This is a genomic window from Paenibacillus sp. Y5S-9 (genome assembly GCF_036894235.1).
In the GTDB taxonomy this organism is placed as follows: domain Bacteria; phylum Bacillota; class Bacilli; order Paenibacillales; family Paenibacillaceae; genus Paenibacillus.
The window spans coordinates 1,841,653-1,856,476 of the sequence record NZ_CP145887.1; the positions used below are offsets into that span (position 1 = coordinate 1,841,653).

The window sequence follows — 14,824 nt, forward strand, 5'->3', positions numbered from 1 at the left end:
TAAAAGTTATTTTGAATCATAGAAACAAGGAGGAATAATGGATGAATGAAAGATTTCCGATAGGACCTTTTGTACACACGGGTGAAGTTACTTTGGCACAGCGGGAGAAGTGGATTCAGGACATTGCTGAGTTGCCTGAACGCGCACGTGAAGCGGTAAAGGGACTAAGTGAAGAGCAATTAAGTCTGCCGTATCGAGAAGGTGGATGGATGCTCAAACAGGTCATTCACCACATGGAAGACAGCCATATGAACAGTATGATTCGTTTCAAGTTGGCACTGACAGAGGATACACCAACGATTCGGCCTTATTATGAAGAGCGCTGGGCTGAATTGAGTGATTCAAGAGACCTGGATGTTGAATTCTCGCTTCAGATTCTGGATGCGCTCCATCGTCGTTGGGTGTTTCTGTTAAACGCGTTGACAGATGCAGATTATGCCAAACAATTTTATCATCCCTCATCGGAAGAAACGACAAGACTGGATTATAATCTGGGCATGTATGCTTGGCATGGCAAACACCATGTTGCTCACATCACATCGCTTCGGGATAGACTGGGAATATAGCAAGAAGAAATATCTTTTTAAGGAGGATTCATCATTGAGTGTACATATCAGACTATTAAATGAGAGCGATCCTGTAATTATATCAAAGGCGTTTCAGGAGCAGGGTTGGGGGAGATTCGCTGAGCAGTATCTTCGTTACTTGGCTGAACAACAGAATGGGGAGCGCGTAACCTTGGTAGCCGAGTTAAATGGAGAATTTGCCGGATACGTGAATGTATTGTGGTATTCCAGCTACCCGTCTTTCAGGGAACAAGGCATTCCCGAAATTAACGATTTTAATGTGCTGATGAAGTTCCAGCGCCAAGGTATTGGTTCACGGTTGATGGACCGAGCAGAGGAAGTTATTCTGGAACGAACGGATGTAGCAGGCATTGGTGTAGGCGTATTTTCTGATTATGGCAAAGCGCAAGTTCTATATGCCCATCGCGGGTACATACCAGACGGTCACGGTGTACACAAGCATGATCATTACATTCAGCCGGGTGAAGAAACAATTATGGACGACGATGTTGTACTTTATCTTACGAAGAAGTTAAAAGCCACGCATTAATTTCATAATATATACAATGATGAAAAGATGTCATGTATACTAGTTGTTAAATATCTGTTATGTGTGACTGGCGTAAACGTGGAGTGAACCACGAGGAAGCACATATATTATATGCCGTACGCCTGGGCAAAGTGTTTGATCTTTTGATCAAACACTTTATTTATTATTCAGGGAATGAAAGGACAGGTGGCGGCAGCAGGTTTCCTGAATGGAAAAAGGCTACTACCAACTCATCTGCTTATGATTTATTGACTCCTTATTGTGCAGAAGTAATTTCAGCGCGTGTAGTGCGTGATAGTAATACAGTAACTGGCGCGGGGGTTACGGCTTCCATTGACCTGGGTCTATACTTGGTCGAAATGTTAACGTCTACGGAGATCGTCCTTCAAGTTCAGCAAAAACTAGAGTATCCATATTATGAAGCTGGTAACTTAAAAGATGTCTACATGTACACTAAGAGGTAGGGGATAAAAAGATGACTATTCGCCTTTTTCAAGCGATTGATCAGCCAGCCGTGCTGAAAATGATGACGGATCATGAATTTCAATTTCCTTCGTTTATACGCGATCAGTATCCTGCGCGCTGGGATTCGTTTTTAAAAATGACGGATGAACGTATCAGTGCTTATTATGTCATGGTTGACGAAGCAGATGTTGTCATAGGTCATGCTGGTTATATCTTTCAGCCTACTGTTAACCGGTATGAAATCGTTGGCGTTGTTACAAGCAAATCACACCTTCGACAGGGAGTAGCACGTACACTGATTACAAAAATATGTTTAAAAATAGCTGAATTTGGATGTAGTGATGTCATGCTTTACACACTTGATCATAAAGAAAATGAAGCAGCGCTTGTATTTTATGAACGAATGAATTTTCAAAAGGAAAGTATCGATATGAATTATTATACCTCGGGGTTTCATAGACTTTCACTTGTTAAAACCTTATAAGGGGACTTCAAAAAACTAATTGTAGTGGAAGCATAAAAGTGTACTTCAGTTTAAGTTGCATGTACTTGCAAAGAAAGATGATAAAAAAGCTGTCCCGCATGTTATACTCTATTGGAATTTGAGGAATGATAAGCAGGATGTTAAGAGATTAGATGATCAGAGGAGTGATTGATCCATGTTTAGCAAAGTCGGACAGGTTATGTTGTATGTCAACAATCAGGATGAATCACTGGCATTTTGGACGGAAGTTGCAGGATTCCACATTGTGGATGAAGTAAACCTTGACGAGGGTATGAGATGGATTGAGATTGCGCCTACCCCAAATTCGCAGACAAGCATTATTCTTCATGACAAGGAGTTTGTGGAGCGGATGTCGGCGGGTGTAAATCTGGGCACACCTTCGTTAATGTTCTTCACCGAAAACCTGGATCAGTTATATGCCGACTTGTCTGGTAAACATGTAACGGTTGGAGAGATTGTTGAGATGCCCACCGGGCGTGTCTTCAACTTTGCTGATAATGAAGGGAATTACTTTGCAGTCTTGGAACGGGCGAAGTAAGTTACAACACAAAACCCCAACGATTGTAAGCGATCGACATTCATGTCGGTCGTTTTTTTGTTGGGAAAAAGCTTCTGTTTTTTAAGTAGAAAACACAAGAAAAATAGAGAACTACTGGGTAAAAATGTTATAATAGAGTGTGGCTGATTTATTGAAAATGATGAGGAATGAATAGTCAGAAATGAAGGTTTGGATGGAGCATTGAAGGAGGAATGTGGTTGTGGAAAAGACGATTAAAAGTGTACAGGATCTGTATGATATGCTCGATGCGGACTTCAGATCTGCCAAGCAATTTTGGGAGCCATTCTATGAGGATCGGAACAGACCAATCCCCTTTTTCCCAAACAAACCGGATGAGAATCTGGTAACGCATGTGAATGCAGGTCTGCTGACAGGTGGCAAGGCATTGGAACTGGGTTGTGGCCCGGGCAGAAATGCGTTGTATTTAACCCACCAAGGCTATCAGGTAGATGCTTATGATCTTTCGGAGACAGCGATTGCCTGGGCTAAGGAGAGGGCGGCAGAGGAGCAACTGGACGTGCATTTTGAATGTCGCTCCGTGTTCGAACTGACCCCAGAGCAAGAATATGATCTTGTCTACGACTCGGGTTGTCTGCATCATCTGTTACCACATCAGCGTATCCCCTACATAGAGATGATCCACAATGCACTCCGGCCTGGAGGATACTTTGGAATGACTTGTTTTGCTCCTGGTTTTGGAGATATTGGTGGACCTGAGATCGTTATGAATGATTGGCAGGTGTATCAAGAGAAGTCGATGCGAGGTGGTCTTGCGTTCACGGAGGAGAAGCTTCGCTACATGCTGGAAGATGGCTTTGAATGTTTGGAGTTCCGTGCAATGAAGGCGATGGAGCAGCATGAACCATGTTTTGGTGTACCTTTTCTGTGGGCCACGTTGTGGAGAAAGAAAAACTCGTAAGAATAGTGGAATTAACATGCATTGAAAATAGAGGAGGAGTGTTATCGAAATGGGAACAGAAACAGGAAGAAGACACTTTATCATTACAGGCACATCCAAAGGGATCGGTTTACAACTTGCAGAGTTATTATTGGCTAAGGGGGATTACGTTTACGGTATTTCACGAGGGAGTTCGGATCTGTTGGAATCAGGCGAGGAATGGAGGGGGCGTTACCGCCATGTTCAGTACGATTTATCCGATCTGACGGGGCTTGATGATTTGGTTACACGTGTATTGGACGAAATTCCGTCTCAGGAAGCTGAATTCATTGGACTCATTAATAATGCAGCGATGCTGGAGCCTCTAAAACCTATCAATCAGTGCAGTGCGGCAGAGATAAGTCAAAGTCTCAACATCAGCCTCGCAGCGCCAATGATATTGAGTTCATCTTTTATTCAACAAACAAATCACCTGTCCGCCAGACGTAAAATTGTTAATCTCTCATCGGGTTCGGGCAGTTATCCCGCGCCTTCAATGGCAGTGTACTGTACATCCAAGGCAGGCATGAACATGTTCACCCAATGCGTATCTTTGGAACAAACGGGCCAACAGAACCCTGTTGAGATTATTGCTTTTGATCCGGGGATGGTCGATACGGAATTGCAGGCTGTTGCACGAGGCAAAAGTGCAGAGGAATTCGCCCTTGCAGGTATGTTCAATCAAGTATATGAAGCAGGACAATTAAGATCGCCACGAGACGTAGCGATGCAGTTGATCGAGCGGATGGACGAAAACAGTGATGCAAGCCATGTTATACACACCATGGAGAGCTAATATGATATATGTATTTCGGATCGTTTTCTTCACAAAGCATGGATACCTTTTGATATAAGCCCAACTTCCCTGTACACTGGAATCAACGATCGGAAGAACGATTCGTAACGGTAAAGGTGATCCTGCAACAACGGAGTCTAATTACCTTTTTCAACCTTAGAAGATCAGAAACGTGGTGAAGTCTCTTGTTTAAAATTATGCTCATTGAAGACGACGAATCGTTATTCAGTGAAATCAAGGAACGTTTGTCCCAATGGTCGTATGACGTGTATGGTGTGCAGGACTTTGGCAAGGTATTGCAGGAGTACAGTGTAATTCAGCCGCAACTGGTCATTATTGATATTCAGTTACCCCAATATGACGGGTTCCATTGGTGTCGGATAATCCGTTCGCACTCCAATGTGCCGATAATCTTTTTGTCCTCACGGGATCATCCTGCGGACATGGTTATGTCCATGCATTTGGGGGCAGACGATTTTATCCAGAAGCCTTTTCATTTCGATGTATTGATTGCCAAGATCCAAGCGACTTTGCGGAGGGTGTATAACTATAATACAGAGCATATTGAACTTCGAACCTGGCGCGGTGCCACTATTGAGTATGTGAAAAATACACTGACCTGCGGGGATGAATCTGTCCTGTTAACGAAAAATGAGATGTTTATCCTTAAAGTGCTGGTGGAGCACAAAAATCAGATTGTTACCCGTGAGGACCTCATACGGAGCTTGTGGGATCATGAGCATTTCGTGAGTGACAATACGCTGACGGTTAACGTTAATCGGTTACGGAAGAAGCTTGAACCCATCGGCTTGGAGCGTTACATTGAAACCAAAGTAGGTCAGGGGTACATGGCAACGGAAGAGGCAGAAGCATGATCGGAAAGTACATACGAGAAAGGGCTAGTTGGTTATGGCTACTGGTAAGCATGCAACTTATTATTTTATTGGTGGCCTACCTGGACTCGTCCATTCCATTCCAATCTGTGGCGTATATCGTAGGACTGAATGTGGTGGTATGTCTTGTTTTTATCTGGGCGAGATACCTGAAAGAAACCCGTTTCTATAAAAAATTGAGCACCTGGGATCATACCTATGATCTGGGAGAACTCGACATCGCCGAAAGTCCATATGAGCAGATTGTACATGAGGCCGTCAGTTCCCAGACACAGCGGTATCGTAAGGAGTCTTCACATCATTTTATCGCTCTGGAACAGGAGAAGGACGAGATGTTGTCCTGGATTCATGAGGTGAAGACCCCACTGACTGCGTTGCAACTGATGATCGAGCGCTTGCCAGATGACAAGTTACAGAGCCAAATGACATATGAATGGTTACGAATTCATCAGTTGCTGGATCAGCAGCTTCATCAGAAGCGTATTCCGTTTATGCATAATGATCTGTTCATCGAAGAGACGGAACTTGAACCAGTATTGAATAGCGAGATACGAGCGTTGAAATCGTGGTGCATTTCCAAAGGCATTGGCTTTGATATGTCTTTAATGGTATCGCGCGTGCTCACAGACAGCAAATGGTTAGGCTTCATCCTCCGCCAATTGTTGAGTAATGCGGTGAAATATAGTGATTCATCGGATATCCTCATTGAAAGTCGGGAACAGGATGGACACATCATACTCATGATTCAGGATCACGGGCGAGGGATTGAGACTCAAGATCTGCCGCGTATATTTGATAAAGGATTTACGTCCACCCGAGGCAGAATGGATGGGGCGGCTACCGGGATGGGACTATATTTGGTTCTTCAGGTTGTCCAGACGCTTCATATGAACATTCATGTAGAATCTTCTCTTGGCGAGGGCACAATCGTCACACTTACTTTTCCGCGAAAAAACGACATGGTGCATCTTGCAGGCGTGTGACAACAATGTCACATGCTTTTTGGTTTTGTTCGGTGAATCACACGATAACACTGCACATTCCGCCTATGATATAGACATGAGCATTTTGCAGAAGATCTAAGAGGAGTGAGTGGGATATGTGGATACTGGAAGCCAAAAAAATTCATAAAGTCTATGGGAATAAACTGAATAAACAGGAAGTGCTGAAGGGGATTGATCTTGGGGTAAGTAAGGGAGAGTTTGTTGGTATTATGGGGCCTTCGGGTTCGGGTAAAACGACGCTGCTTAATGTACTTTCCTCCATTGATCGGGTGAGTCAGGGCACGATTGATATTGAGGGCAAGGAATTCACCGGAATGAAGGAGAAACAGCTGGCTGAGTTCCGCAAACATCATCTGGGCTTTATTTTTCAGGAATACAATCTGCTGGATACCCTTACGGTGAAGGAAAATGTATTATTACCGCTCTCGATTACGAGCATTCCAAAGCAGGAGGCACACCGGAAGTTTGAACAGATTGCCCGTGAACTGGGAATCTACGAATTAAAAGATAAGTATCCATCTGAGATTTCGGGTGGGCAGAAACAGCGAACGTCCGCAGCACGGGCATTTGTCCACGATCCAAGTATCATTTTTGCGGATGAGCCGACAGGAGCGTTGGATTCCAAGTCCGCTTCGGATCTGCTCGGCAAGTTAAGTGATATGAACAGCGCACGAAAGGCGACCATCATTATGGTTACCCATGATCCGGTTGCCGCAAGTTATTGTAGCAGAGTGATCTTCATTCGAGACGGTCAGATCTACACCCAGCTGAATAAAGGAGACGAGTCCCGGCAATCGTTCTTCAACGATATTATCAAAACCCAAGGCGTATTGGGTGGTGTACAGCAATGAGCTTGAATTATATCATCATCCGCAATCTAAGGAAAAATCTTAAGAATTATTATCTCTATGTATTTGCGCTTGTGTTCAGTGTGGCTCTGTATTTTTCCTTTGTGACGTTACAGTATGATCCTTCCATGGATGAGGTGGCTGCTTCAACGAAAGGTGCGGCGGCTATAGGCGCGTCTTCGGTACTGTTAATCGTCATTGTCGGCATCTTTTTGCTCTATGCCAATACGATCTTTATCAAGCGGCGTAGCAAAGAAATTGGATTATTTCAATTGATCGGGCTGACGAAAGGCAGAATTTTTGGTATTTTGAGTGCGGAGAACAGTATTCTTTATTTTGGCTCCATGGCTATTGGTGTGTTAATTGGGTTTCTTGCGTCCAAGCTGGTATTGATGATATTGTTCAAAATTCTCGGTGTGGATGCGATTACGAAATTGTATTTCTCTCCGATGGCACTGATGCAAACGGTGATTGTTTTTACGATAATGTATTTGCTTATCATGCTGATGAACTACACTTTTATCAAGAGACAGAGTATTCTCTCGCTCTTTCGGGTGTCGGCGACTACGGAGCAGCAGGTGCAGAAGATGTCTGTCGGACAGATGATTATTGGCGTCTTGGGTATTGCTCTGATTGTGTATGGATACTACATGTCTGCACGGCTGTTCAGCGGTGAGGCAATGGATATGCAGCAGTTGATGTATACGATGATCCTGATTCTGTTCTCGGTCATACTGGGGACATACCTGTTCTATAAGGGTTCGGTAAGTTTTATTTTTAATCTGGTTCGCAAAAGCAAAAACGGCTACCTATCCATTCATGAGGTGTTATCGTTATCTTCAATCATGTTCCGCATGAAATCCAATGCATTGCTTCTCACGATTATTACAACCGTGTCGGCACTTGCTATTGGCATGCTGTCACTCAGTTACATTTCGTATTATTCGGCAGAGGCTCAGGCGAAGGAAAGCTTGCCGGAGGATTTCTCTTTTGCTCAGGTAAATGTGAAAGATCGCTTTGTAGCCGAGTTGAAACACAAACAGATACCATATGAAGAGAAGCACAGAGAGCCTATTTATATTGAAATTGATGCTCACGAAGTGATGGATGAGTCCATGACGGAACAGTACCTGTTCAGTAGTGTGTTGAGTGACAACATGGTAGATAACATTGATTTGCAAGCGGGTGAAGTGGTCTTCATGGGATATGGAAATGCCCTTCAGCAGTTAATTTCCATTCAGGAGAAAGGTCCAATCGTCTTGAGCGGGTTGAAACATACGCTGGCACAACAACTGATCGGAACAACCAAACTTGGAATTCTTCCCACGTATTATACTGGGGGCACGCCTGTAGCGGTGGTAGATGAGACGGTATACCAGCAGCTGCGGCAGGATCTCAATCCCAAGCTGCAAAAATCCGAGTGGGCTGATTACTATGGTGTACGTATTCTGAACGAGGGGCAGGCTGAAGAGGCATATGCCGTATATAAGGAGTTGCAGTTGGAAGCACCGAGCTTCTCCCAGATTGAGTTCAGAAATAACCAACGTAATAATATGGGACTGATTATGTTTATTGTTGGGTTCCTGGGGTTGACGTTCTTGATCACATCGGGATGTATCCTGTACTTTAAACAAATGAACGAGAGCGAAGAGGAGAAGGGGAATTATACCATTCTGCGAAAACTCGGCTTTACGCAAGGCAATCTGTTGCGTGGAATTCAGATCAAGCAGTTGTTTAACTTTGGTATTCCGCTTGTGGTGGGATTGAGTCATAGTTACTTTGCCGTGAAATCAGGTTGGTTCTTCTTTGGTACGGAGCTGGCGACACCTACGGTCATTGTTATGATTGTCTATACATTGTTATATTCGATTTTTGGTCTGTTGTCTGTGTGGTACTATAAACGGGTAATTAAGGAAGCTTTGTAGAATTGGGATGTGCTGGACTATAAGTTGTTAGAAAGAAGAAGATAGGAAAAGTCATCGTATTATGGCTTCACATTTCGAGTGTTGCCCTGCATTCAACGTGCAGGGCTTATTTGTCGTTGTTTCTGTTCAGAAATATGTGGGGCATAACCGAGGTTCCTTGTATACTTAGAGTATCTGAATGTACATATAATGAATCGGAAAAAAGTGCACCATGGTGCTGATTCAGGAGGATCTCATGCAACAGGAACATACCGCTGGTCTCCACGGAGACTGGCTTCAATTTATGATTTTAACAACCAAACTGGAACTTCCACCCTTGCCAGCAGATACAATGGACCGTCCACGGCTAAGTTTGCAACGCAAAGAATTGTTCCAATCCAAAGTCACTTTGTTGACCGCCCCGGCAGGTTCAGGGAAATCAACACTGTTAGGCAGCTGGGTAAGAAGTGAAGCTGTTCAAGCAGCCTGTGTCTGCCTGGATGATAAAGATCAGGACCCACTTCAGTTTTGGCTCTACATTATTCATGCACTGGATCGAGTGAGTAAGGAACTCTGCGGAGATGTACTGCCACATTTTTTGCAACGGTACCCGATAGACCCCAGGTCGGCATTGATATTATTGCTGAACCGCGTTGCCCAGACCAATCAACATACGTTGCTCATTCTGGATGACTATCATGCAGTAACCCAGCCGGAGATTCATGAACAGATGCAATACTTTATTGAAAATCTTCCCCTATCCATTCATCTAGTCCTGTCTAGTCGAACATATCCTCCATTCAAGCTTGAAAAGCTGCGTCTGAGAGGTGAATTGAAGCAATTTACGCTTCAGGAACTGGCATTTACGCCAGAAGAGGGCATTGAATTTTGCCAAGAGATCATGCAATTGGATATTGCCGGGGGAGATGCGCGTGGTTGGGTACAGCAGACGGAGGGTTGGGCTGCCGGATTGAAGCTGCTCGCTTTATCTCATGCATGGGGCGGAAACGCGTTGGTCAGCCCTATGAATTCGATATCGTCACCTCTGTCTCTTGAAGATCACGGAGCAACTGGCGAGAGGACGATTTCGGATTACCTGCTAGAAGAGGTATTCCAGCGTCAGTCACCGGAAATGCAGCAATTTCTGCTCCGGACAGCGATCACGAGAAGAATGAACAGCAGTTTATGTCAGGTATTAAGTGATATGCAGGAAGCTCCACAATTATTAAGGCAACTGGAGAAGGAACATCTTTTTCTTGTTCCACTTGATCGGGAAGCGCACTGGTATCGTTATCATCATTTGTTCTCTGCATTTCTAAAGCGTGAGCTGGATCGTTGTGGTACAGAACAAGTAAATGAATTACATGCTCTTGCTGCACTTTGGTATGAACAGCAAGGATATCCGGCAGAAGCGCTGGATCATTATATTCTCGGACAACACATGCAGGATGCATCGAGACTGCTGGAAGAGTTGTTTGCCCATTTTATTATGGGAGAGTGGTGGACGCTCCGGCGATACTTTGATGTTGTTCCACTGGAGATCGTGAAATCACGTCCCAAATTATATATGTCTTACCTGTTCCTTGTTGCACGTGAAATGCCTTATGGACAGATGGTAAAGCAGCTTGATGAACTGGAACACGTGATCCGGGTGCATCTTCAAGGGCAGCTGGAACCTGAGATCATCGGTTATTTGTTGCAAGTTATATGTGTGATGCGAGCATACATGGCCTATTTGAACAGAGATTTGGATGGGCTGGCTCATTATTTGGTGTCCTATATCGATCAGGGATATCCTGATGATATTGCCTTTCAGTATATGGACTATGATCGGAGAGAGAGCATGCGCCTGCGCAGCTTCCATGGCGTTAATGGCTACTTGAGGCGTGGGGAAGCTTGCTTCGGAGCGATTACGGAACGTTGGTATGCTGAACATGCCTATGTAACGTCCTACTATGGTGTTGGATATGGTGAGATTTTAATGGAACAGGATCGAATTGCAGAAGCGATCAGTTATGCGGACAGAGCGCTTGAAGTGGCTTTGCAGATCAAGGTGGCTGCGTTGCTCGTTCCAGCTTATGTACTCAAAGTCAGACTTGAACTTACACTGGGTCGATATGAAGAAGGCTTGAAACTGCTTCAGCAGGTATCAGGATTATTATCTGTGAAGGATATGGAGTACTGGCAGCCAGCATTGGAAGCACATCAATACCGAATTTTAATTGAAATGAGTCCGGTGGCATCGGCCCAAACCATTCTGGCTAAGCCTGCAAACGAAGGAGATGTGGCTACTGAGATTAGTTGTGATCAGATTTTCCTTTCTATGATTCGCATACGTGCGATGCTCATCCTTGAGCACTATGATCATGCACGAGAGGAACTGAGACGACTCCGTAAACAGGCTGAAGAACGGGACTTGCTTGCTGAACAGGTAGAGTGTGCTCTGCTAGAGTCAATCATGCTGCAAAAGCAGGGACTCACAGATGCCAGTGTTGTGACGTTATCCCGTGCTCTGGTACTGGGAGGACCCGAAGGGTATATCCGTTCATTTGTTGCTGAGGGTGAGCAGATGAAGCAGTTGCTGCAACAATATCTGTATCTGTGCCGTACGAAAGAGATACAGGATCATGGTGTAAAAATGGCTTATGTGAAGCAGTTAATATCAGCATTCGCTAAAGACAAACGGGGACGAAGCCGTTCCTCTATAGGGGAAGCGAAACTTGATTCGAAGGAAGTGGGACTCAGCCCGATGGAGCAAAAAATATTCGGTCACATCGCTGAGGGCCTGACCAGCAAACAGATTGCTGCCGAGTTTGGCATCTCTCCCGGAACTGTTAATACACACATTCGCCGGGTGTTTGCAAAGCTGGGTGCGAGTAGTCGTACTCATGCTGTACAAATCGCGGAGCAGCGGGGATTATTATAATTTTGTGAAACAGTGTCTACTCTTTTGTAGACTGTTTTCAAGCTAAGGTCTCTCCTACAATGAAGATAATCAAATAACGCTGACGAGTCTTTGCTGACACCAGAGTTATGTTCACGTGGGAGGTAACGTTAAGAGATGTCAACACGAATATCCAAACGAAAAGTTCATTCGAAAAACAAGATCCGTAAGGTCTCGCCTTATTTGGCAGCCCTTCTGTCTTTATCCGTCATTACTGTGCCCGGGACAGTACATGCAGCGACCGATGCATTAAGCATTCGTGACTTGCAGCAGGCAGCGCCGTGGGCCAAACAAGCCATTGAAAGGGCTGCCGAGCAACAGATGATTCTGGCGGACGAAGCAGGGAATTTCAACCCGAGCGCAACGTTAACAAGAGGGGACCTTGCGTACACGCTGGCTCAACTGTTGGAGATGAACGTGCCGTCGTCGGTTCAGCTTCCAGATCTGTTATTCAGGGATCTGGATCGTAATGCTGAGTATGGATCCTATATTCATGCACTTCAATTGGCTGGAATTATGAATGGTTATCCGGATAGAACGTTTCGTCCAGCTGGTCTGGTAACAAGGGAAGAACTGGCAACGACGATTATTCGGGCTCTGAAGGCTAAAGGATATGATGAAACATTAAACTTGACCAAAGAGTTGTCATTTAAGGATACTTCCGACATCAGTGCCTGGGCTTTGCCAAGTGTACAACAGGCTGTTGAGTTGGGAATCTTGAAAGGGGACAATGGAAACTTTGCGCCGAAGCGTTCTACTTCCAGGCAGGAAATGGCCGTGATCGCATTACGCGCAACTGAAGTGATTCAAGCGCTTGATGAAGCTGTGAGTCAAGGGGGTACCAATTCGGAATCCAAACCTGATGAGCCAGGAAAGGTAACTGAGGTGCAGGGTACAACTTCAGGCGGCAATAACGCAGGGAACGGTACAGGAAACGCAAACGGTAATTCCGGGGTGACAGCAGGGAATGGAAATGGCAGCACCGGTGGAGGAGGTGGATCTACGCCAACTACTCCGACGAATCCTTCCACTCCGTCCAATCCAGGTACGGGGAACAGGGCGCCACTGATTATTAGTGGCGGTTTGCCTGATCAGGAACTTACACTAGATCATGCCGGATTGAACTTGAACGTCTCGACGTATTTTAGTGATCCAGATGGTGATGAATTGCAATTCAGTGTCATAGCGGGAGAGGAAACCATTGTTTCCTCCACTGTGGTAGAAAAAGTGATTCGACTTGTTCCACAGGCTGCTGGAGAAACAATGCTGACGATCAAAGCAGTTGATGTCCAGGGCGCCAGTATCACGGCACAACTCAAGGTTAAGGTACAGCCCAATACGATAAGTCGCCAATTTCCTGATCCACATTTAGCTGGAGCGATTGCTTATTGGTTGCAAAAGAATGTGGATGATCCACTGACCAAAGATGAATTGGTGGAAGCTCTCATTCAGACCAATGGAGGATTGTATGCGAGAAATGCGGGTATTTCCGATCTGACAGGAGTCGAGATATTCAAAGGATTAAATGTAACCGAAATTGATCTGTCCGGAAACGCCATAAGCAAAGCGGATGCCTCTGGATTCGATCGTTTGAATTGGCTTGATTTATCCGGTAATGAACTGACGCAAATTAATGTGACAGGATTGGACCAGCTGGAGTATCTGAATCTCGCGAATAATCGACTTCCTTTATTGGATGTGAGTGGAATAGACTCCTTGCAAGAACTACATCTGAACAGTAATGAGCTTGTTCATCTACCAATTGGAGTTGTTGGGCTGTCTGATCTGCAATACTTGGATGTGAGTAACAATGCCCTACCCCTGAGAGAAGAGCCTGATTTCGCTCTACACCAGACGTTGCTGCAACGTTTGGACATGTACGATTTTGATGATGCTCCCCCTGTACTGGTGGAGGCACCTGCGGGTAATACCGCTTATGTTCATGGAGATGAGATTGAGATCGACCTGTCCTTTATGTTTGAGGATGAAGATGACGCCAGGTCGACCCTAATCCTACTGGCTGACTCTCCTGATCCACAATTGGCAGATGTCAGAATGGTTGGACAGAAACTATACGTTACTGCACTGGGGACGAGTAGTGAGACTATTCGGATTGAGGTGAAGGCTACGGACCCTCTGGGCAGAGTTGGTGTAGGTCACGTGTACGTGGATCTGAGAGAAATAGAGTAGCGTATTTTAAAACAGCATATGTGAACTAATGCAAGTTACATCAACGTGCCTTCCTCTATGGAAGGTGCGTTTTTTTTATATTGTATGGGATAAATTTATGTTAAAATATGCAATAAACGGAAGCTGTTGCGAGTAACGGCGTCCAATGTTGATCAACTGGAAAGAAGGAAATAATCCCATGTTATCGATTCATCGAGCGGAGTACCAACATAAATCAACTTTGCGGAATCTGATGGAATTGTACAAATATGATTTTAGTGAATATGACCCGGAAGATGTTAACGAAAACGGGTTATATGAGTATGTGTATCTGGATCATTATTGGACAGAAGCAGGTAGACATCCTTTTTTGTTTCGGGTAGAAGGACAATTGGCGGGATTTGCACTGGTTCGTGAAATTGAAACTGAACAGGGAACAAGGATATATCAAATGGCGGAATTTTTTGTAATGAAAAAATACAGAAAGCTGGGAGTGGGCGCGCAAGCCGCCATTCATGTGTTCAATCTTTTTCCCGGAACATGGAAAGTAGCGGAGATGGAGACAAATGAGCCTGCTCAGATTTTCTGGCGTAAGGTCATTGCGCGCTATACCGATCATAAATACCAAGAGGTTAGAGAGCCTGACTGGGAAGGTCCTATTCAGATATTCACTACGAAGTAATA

The 14,824-nt window shown here is 44.7% G+C and carries 13 protein-coding genes and 1 riboswitch; all 13 genes read left to right on the plus strand.

Going from position 1 to position 14,824, the window contains the following annotated elements; translation table 11 throughout:
* Positions 1-41 precede the first annotated feature (41 nt).
* Positions 42-566 (plus strand): YfiT family bacillithiol transferase, encoded by a 525-nt coding sequence (locus tag V6669_RS08265; RefSeq protein ID WP_338592699.1) that lies wholly within the window; start codon positions 42-44, stop codon positions 564-566.
* 34 nt (positions 567-600) lie between these two features.
* Positions 601-1,116 (plus strand): GNAT family N-acetyltransferase, encoded by a 516-nt coding sequence (locus V6669_RS08270; RefSeq protein ID WP_338592702.1) that lies wholly within the window; start codon positions 601-603, stop codon positions 1,114-1,116.
* A 53-nt stretch (positions 1,117-1,169) separates the two neighbouring features.
* A riboswitch (ZMP/ZTP riboswitch) is annotated at positions 1,170-1,251 on the plus strand.
* A gap of 340 nt (positions 1,252-1,591) precedes the next feature.
* The gene (locus tag V6669_RS08275; RefSeq protein ID WP_338592705.1) at positions 1,592-2,065 is read left to right on the plus strand and encodes a GNAT family N-acetyltransferase; all 474 of its coding nucleotides are present in this window, start codon (positions 1,592-1,594) and stop codon (positions 2,063-2,065) included.
* Between the two features lie 175 nt (positions 2,066-2,240).
* Entirely contained in the window at positions 2,241-2,624 is a 384-nt protein-coding gene (locus tag V6669_RS08280) for a VOC family protein (RefSeq protein ID WP_315936834.1), read from the plus strand.
* A 220-nt stretch (positions 2,625-2,844) separates the two neighbouring features.
* Positions 2,845-3,564: a class I SAM-dependent methyltransferase gene (locus V6669_RS08285; RefSeq protein ID WP_338592708.1), complete on the plus strand. Its 720-nt coding sequence runs from the start codon at positions 2,845-2,847 to the stop codon at positions 3,562-3,564.
* A gap of 49 nt (positions 3,565-3,613) precedes the next feature.
* The gene (locus V6669_RS08290) at positions 3,614-4,378 is read left to right on the plus strand and encodes an SDR family NAD(P)-dependent oxidoreductase (protein ID WP_338592710.1); all 765 of its coding nucleotides are present in this window, start codon (positions 3,614-3,616) and stop codon (positions 4,376-4,378) included.
* A 185-nt stretch (positions 4,379-4,563) separates the two neighbouring features.
* Positions 4,564-5,253 (plus strand): response regulator transcription factor, encoded by a 690-nt coding sequence (locus V6669_RS08295; RefSeq protein WP_036610298.1) that lies wholly within the window; start codon positions 4,564-4,566, stop codon positions 5,251-5,253.
* Entirely contained in the window at positions 5,250-6,254 is a 1,005-nt protein-coding gene (locus V6669_RS08300; RefSeq protein WP_338592713.1) for a sensor histidine kinase, read from the plus strand. Before V6669_RS08295 ends, V6669_RS08300 begins: the two co-directional genes overlap by 4 nt.
* Before the next feature lie 116 nt (positions 6,255-6,370).
* Entirely contained in the window at positions 6,371-7,126 is a 756-nt protein-coding gene (locus tag V6669_RS08305) for an ABC transporter ATP-binding protein (RefSeq protein WP_338592716.1), read from the plus strand.
* A complete protein-coding gene (locus V6669_RS08310) occupies positions 7,123-9,048 on the plus strand; it encodes an ABC transporter permease (protein WP_338592718.1) in 1,926 nt (641 codons plus the stop codon). The genes V6669_RS08305 and V6669_RS08310 overlap by 4 nt, the downstream gene beginning before the upstream one ends.
* Before the next feature lie 235 nt (positions 9,049-9,283).
* A complete protein-coding gene (locus V6669_RS08315) occupies positions 9,284-11,953 on the plus strand; it encodes a LuxR C-terminal-related transcriptional regulator (protein ID WP_338592720.1) in 2,670 nt (889 codons plus the stop codon).
* Between the two features lie 135 nt (positions 11,954-12,088).
* Entirely contained in the window at positions 12,089-14,161 is a 2,073-nt protein-coding gene (locus V6669_RS08320) for an S-layer homology domain-containing protein (protein WP_338592722.1), read from the plus strand.
* Positions 14,162-14,339: 178 nt separating this feature from the next.
* On the plus strand, positions 14,340-14,822 hold the full coding sequence (locus tag V6669_RS08325) for a GNAT family N-acetyltransferase (protein ID WP_338592724.1): 483 nt from the start codon (positions 14,340-14,342) through the stop codon (positions 14,820-14,822).
* Positions 14,823-14,824: the final 2 nt, after the last annotated feature.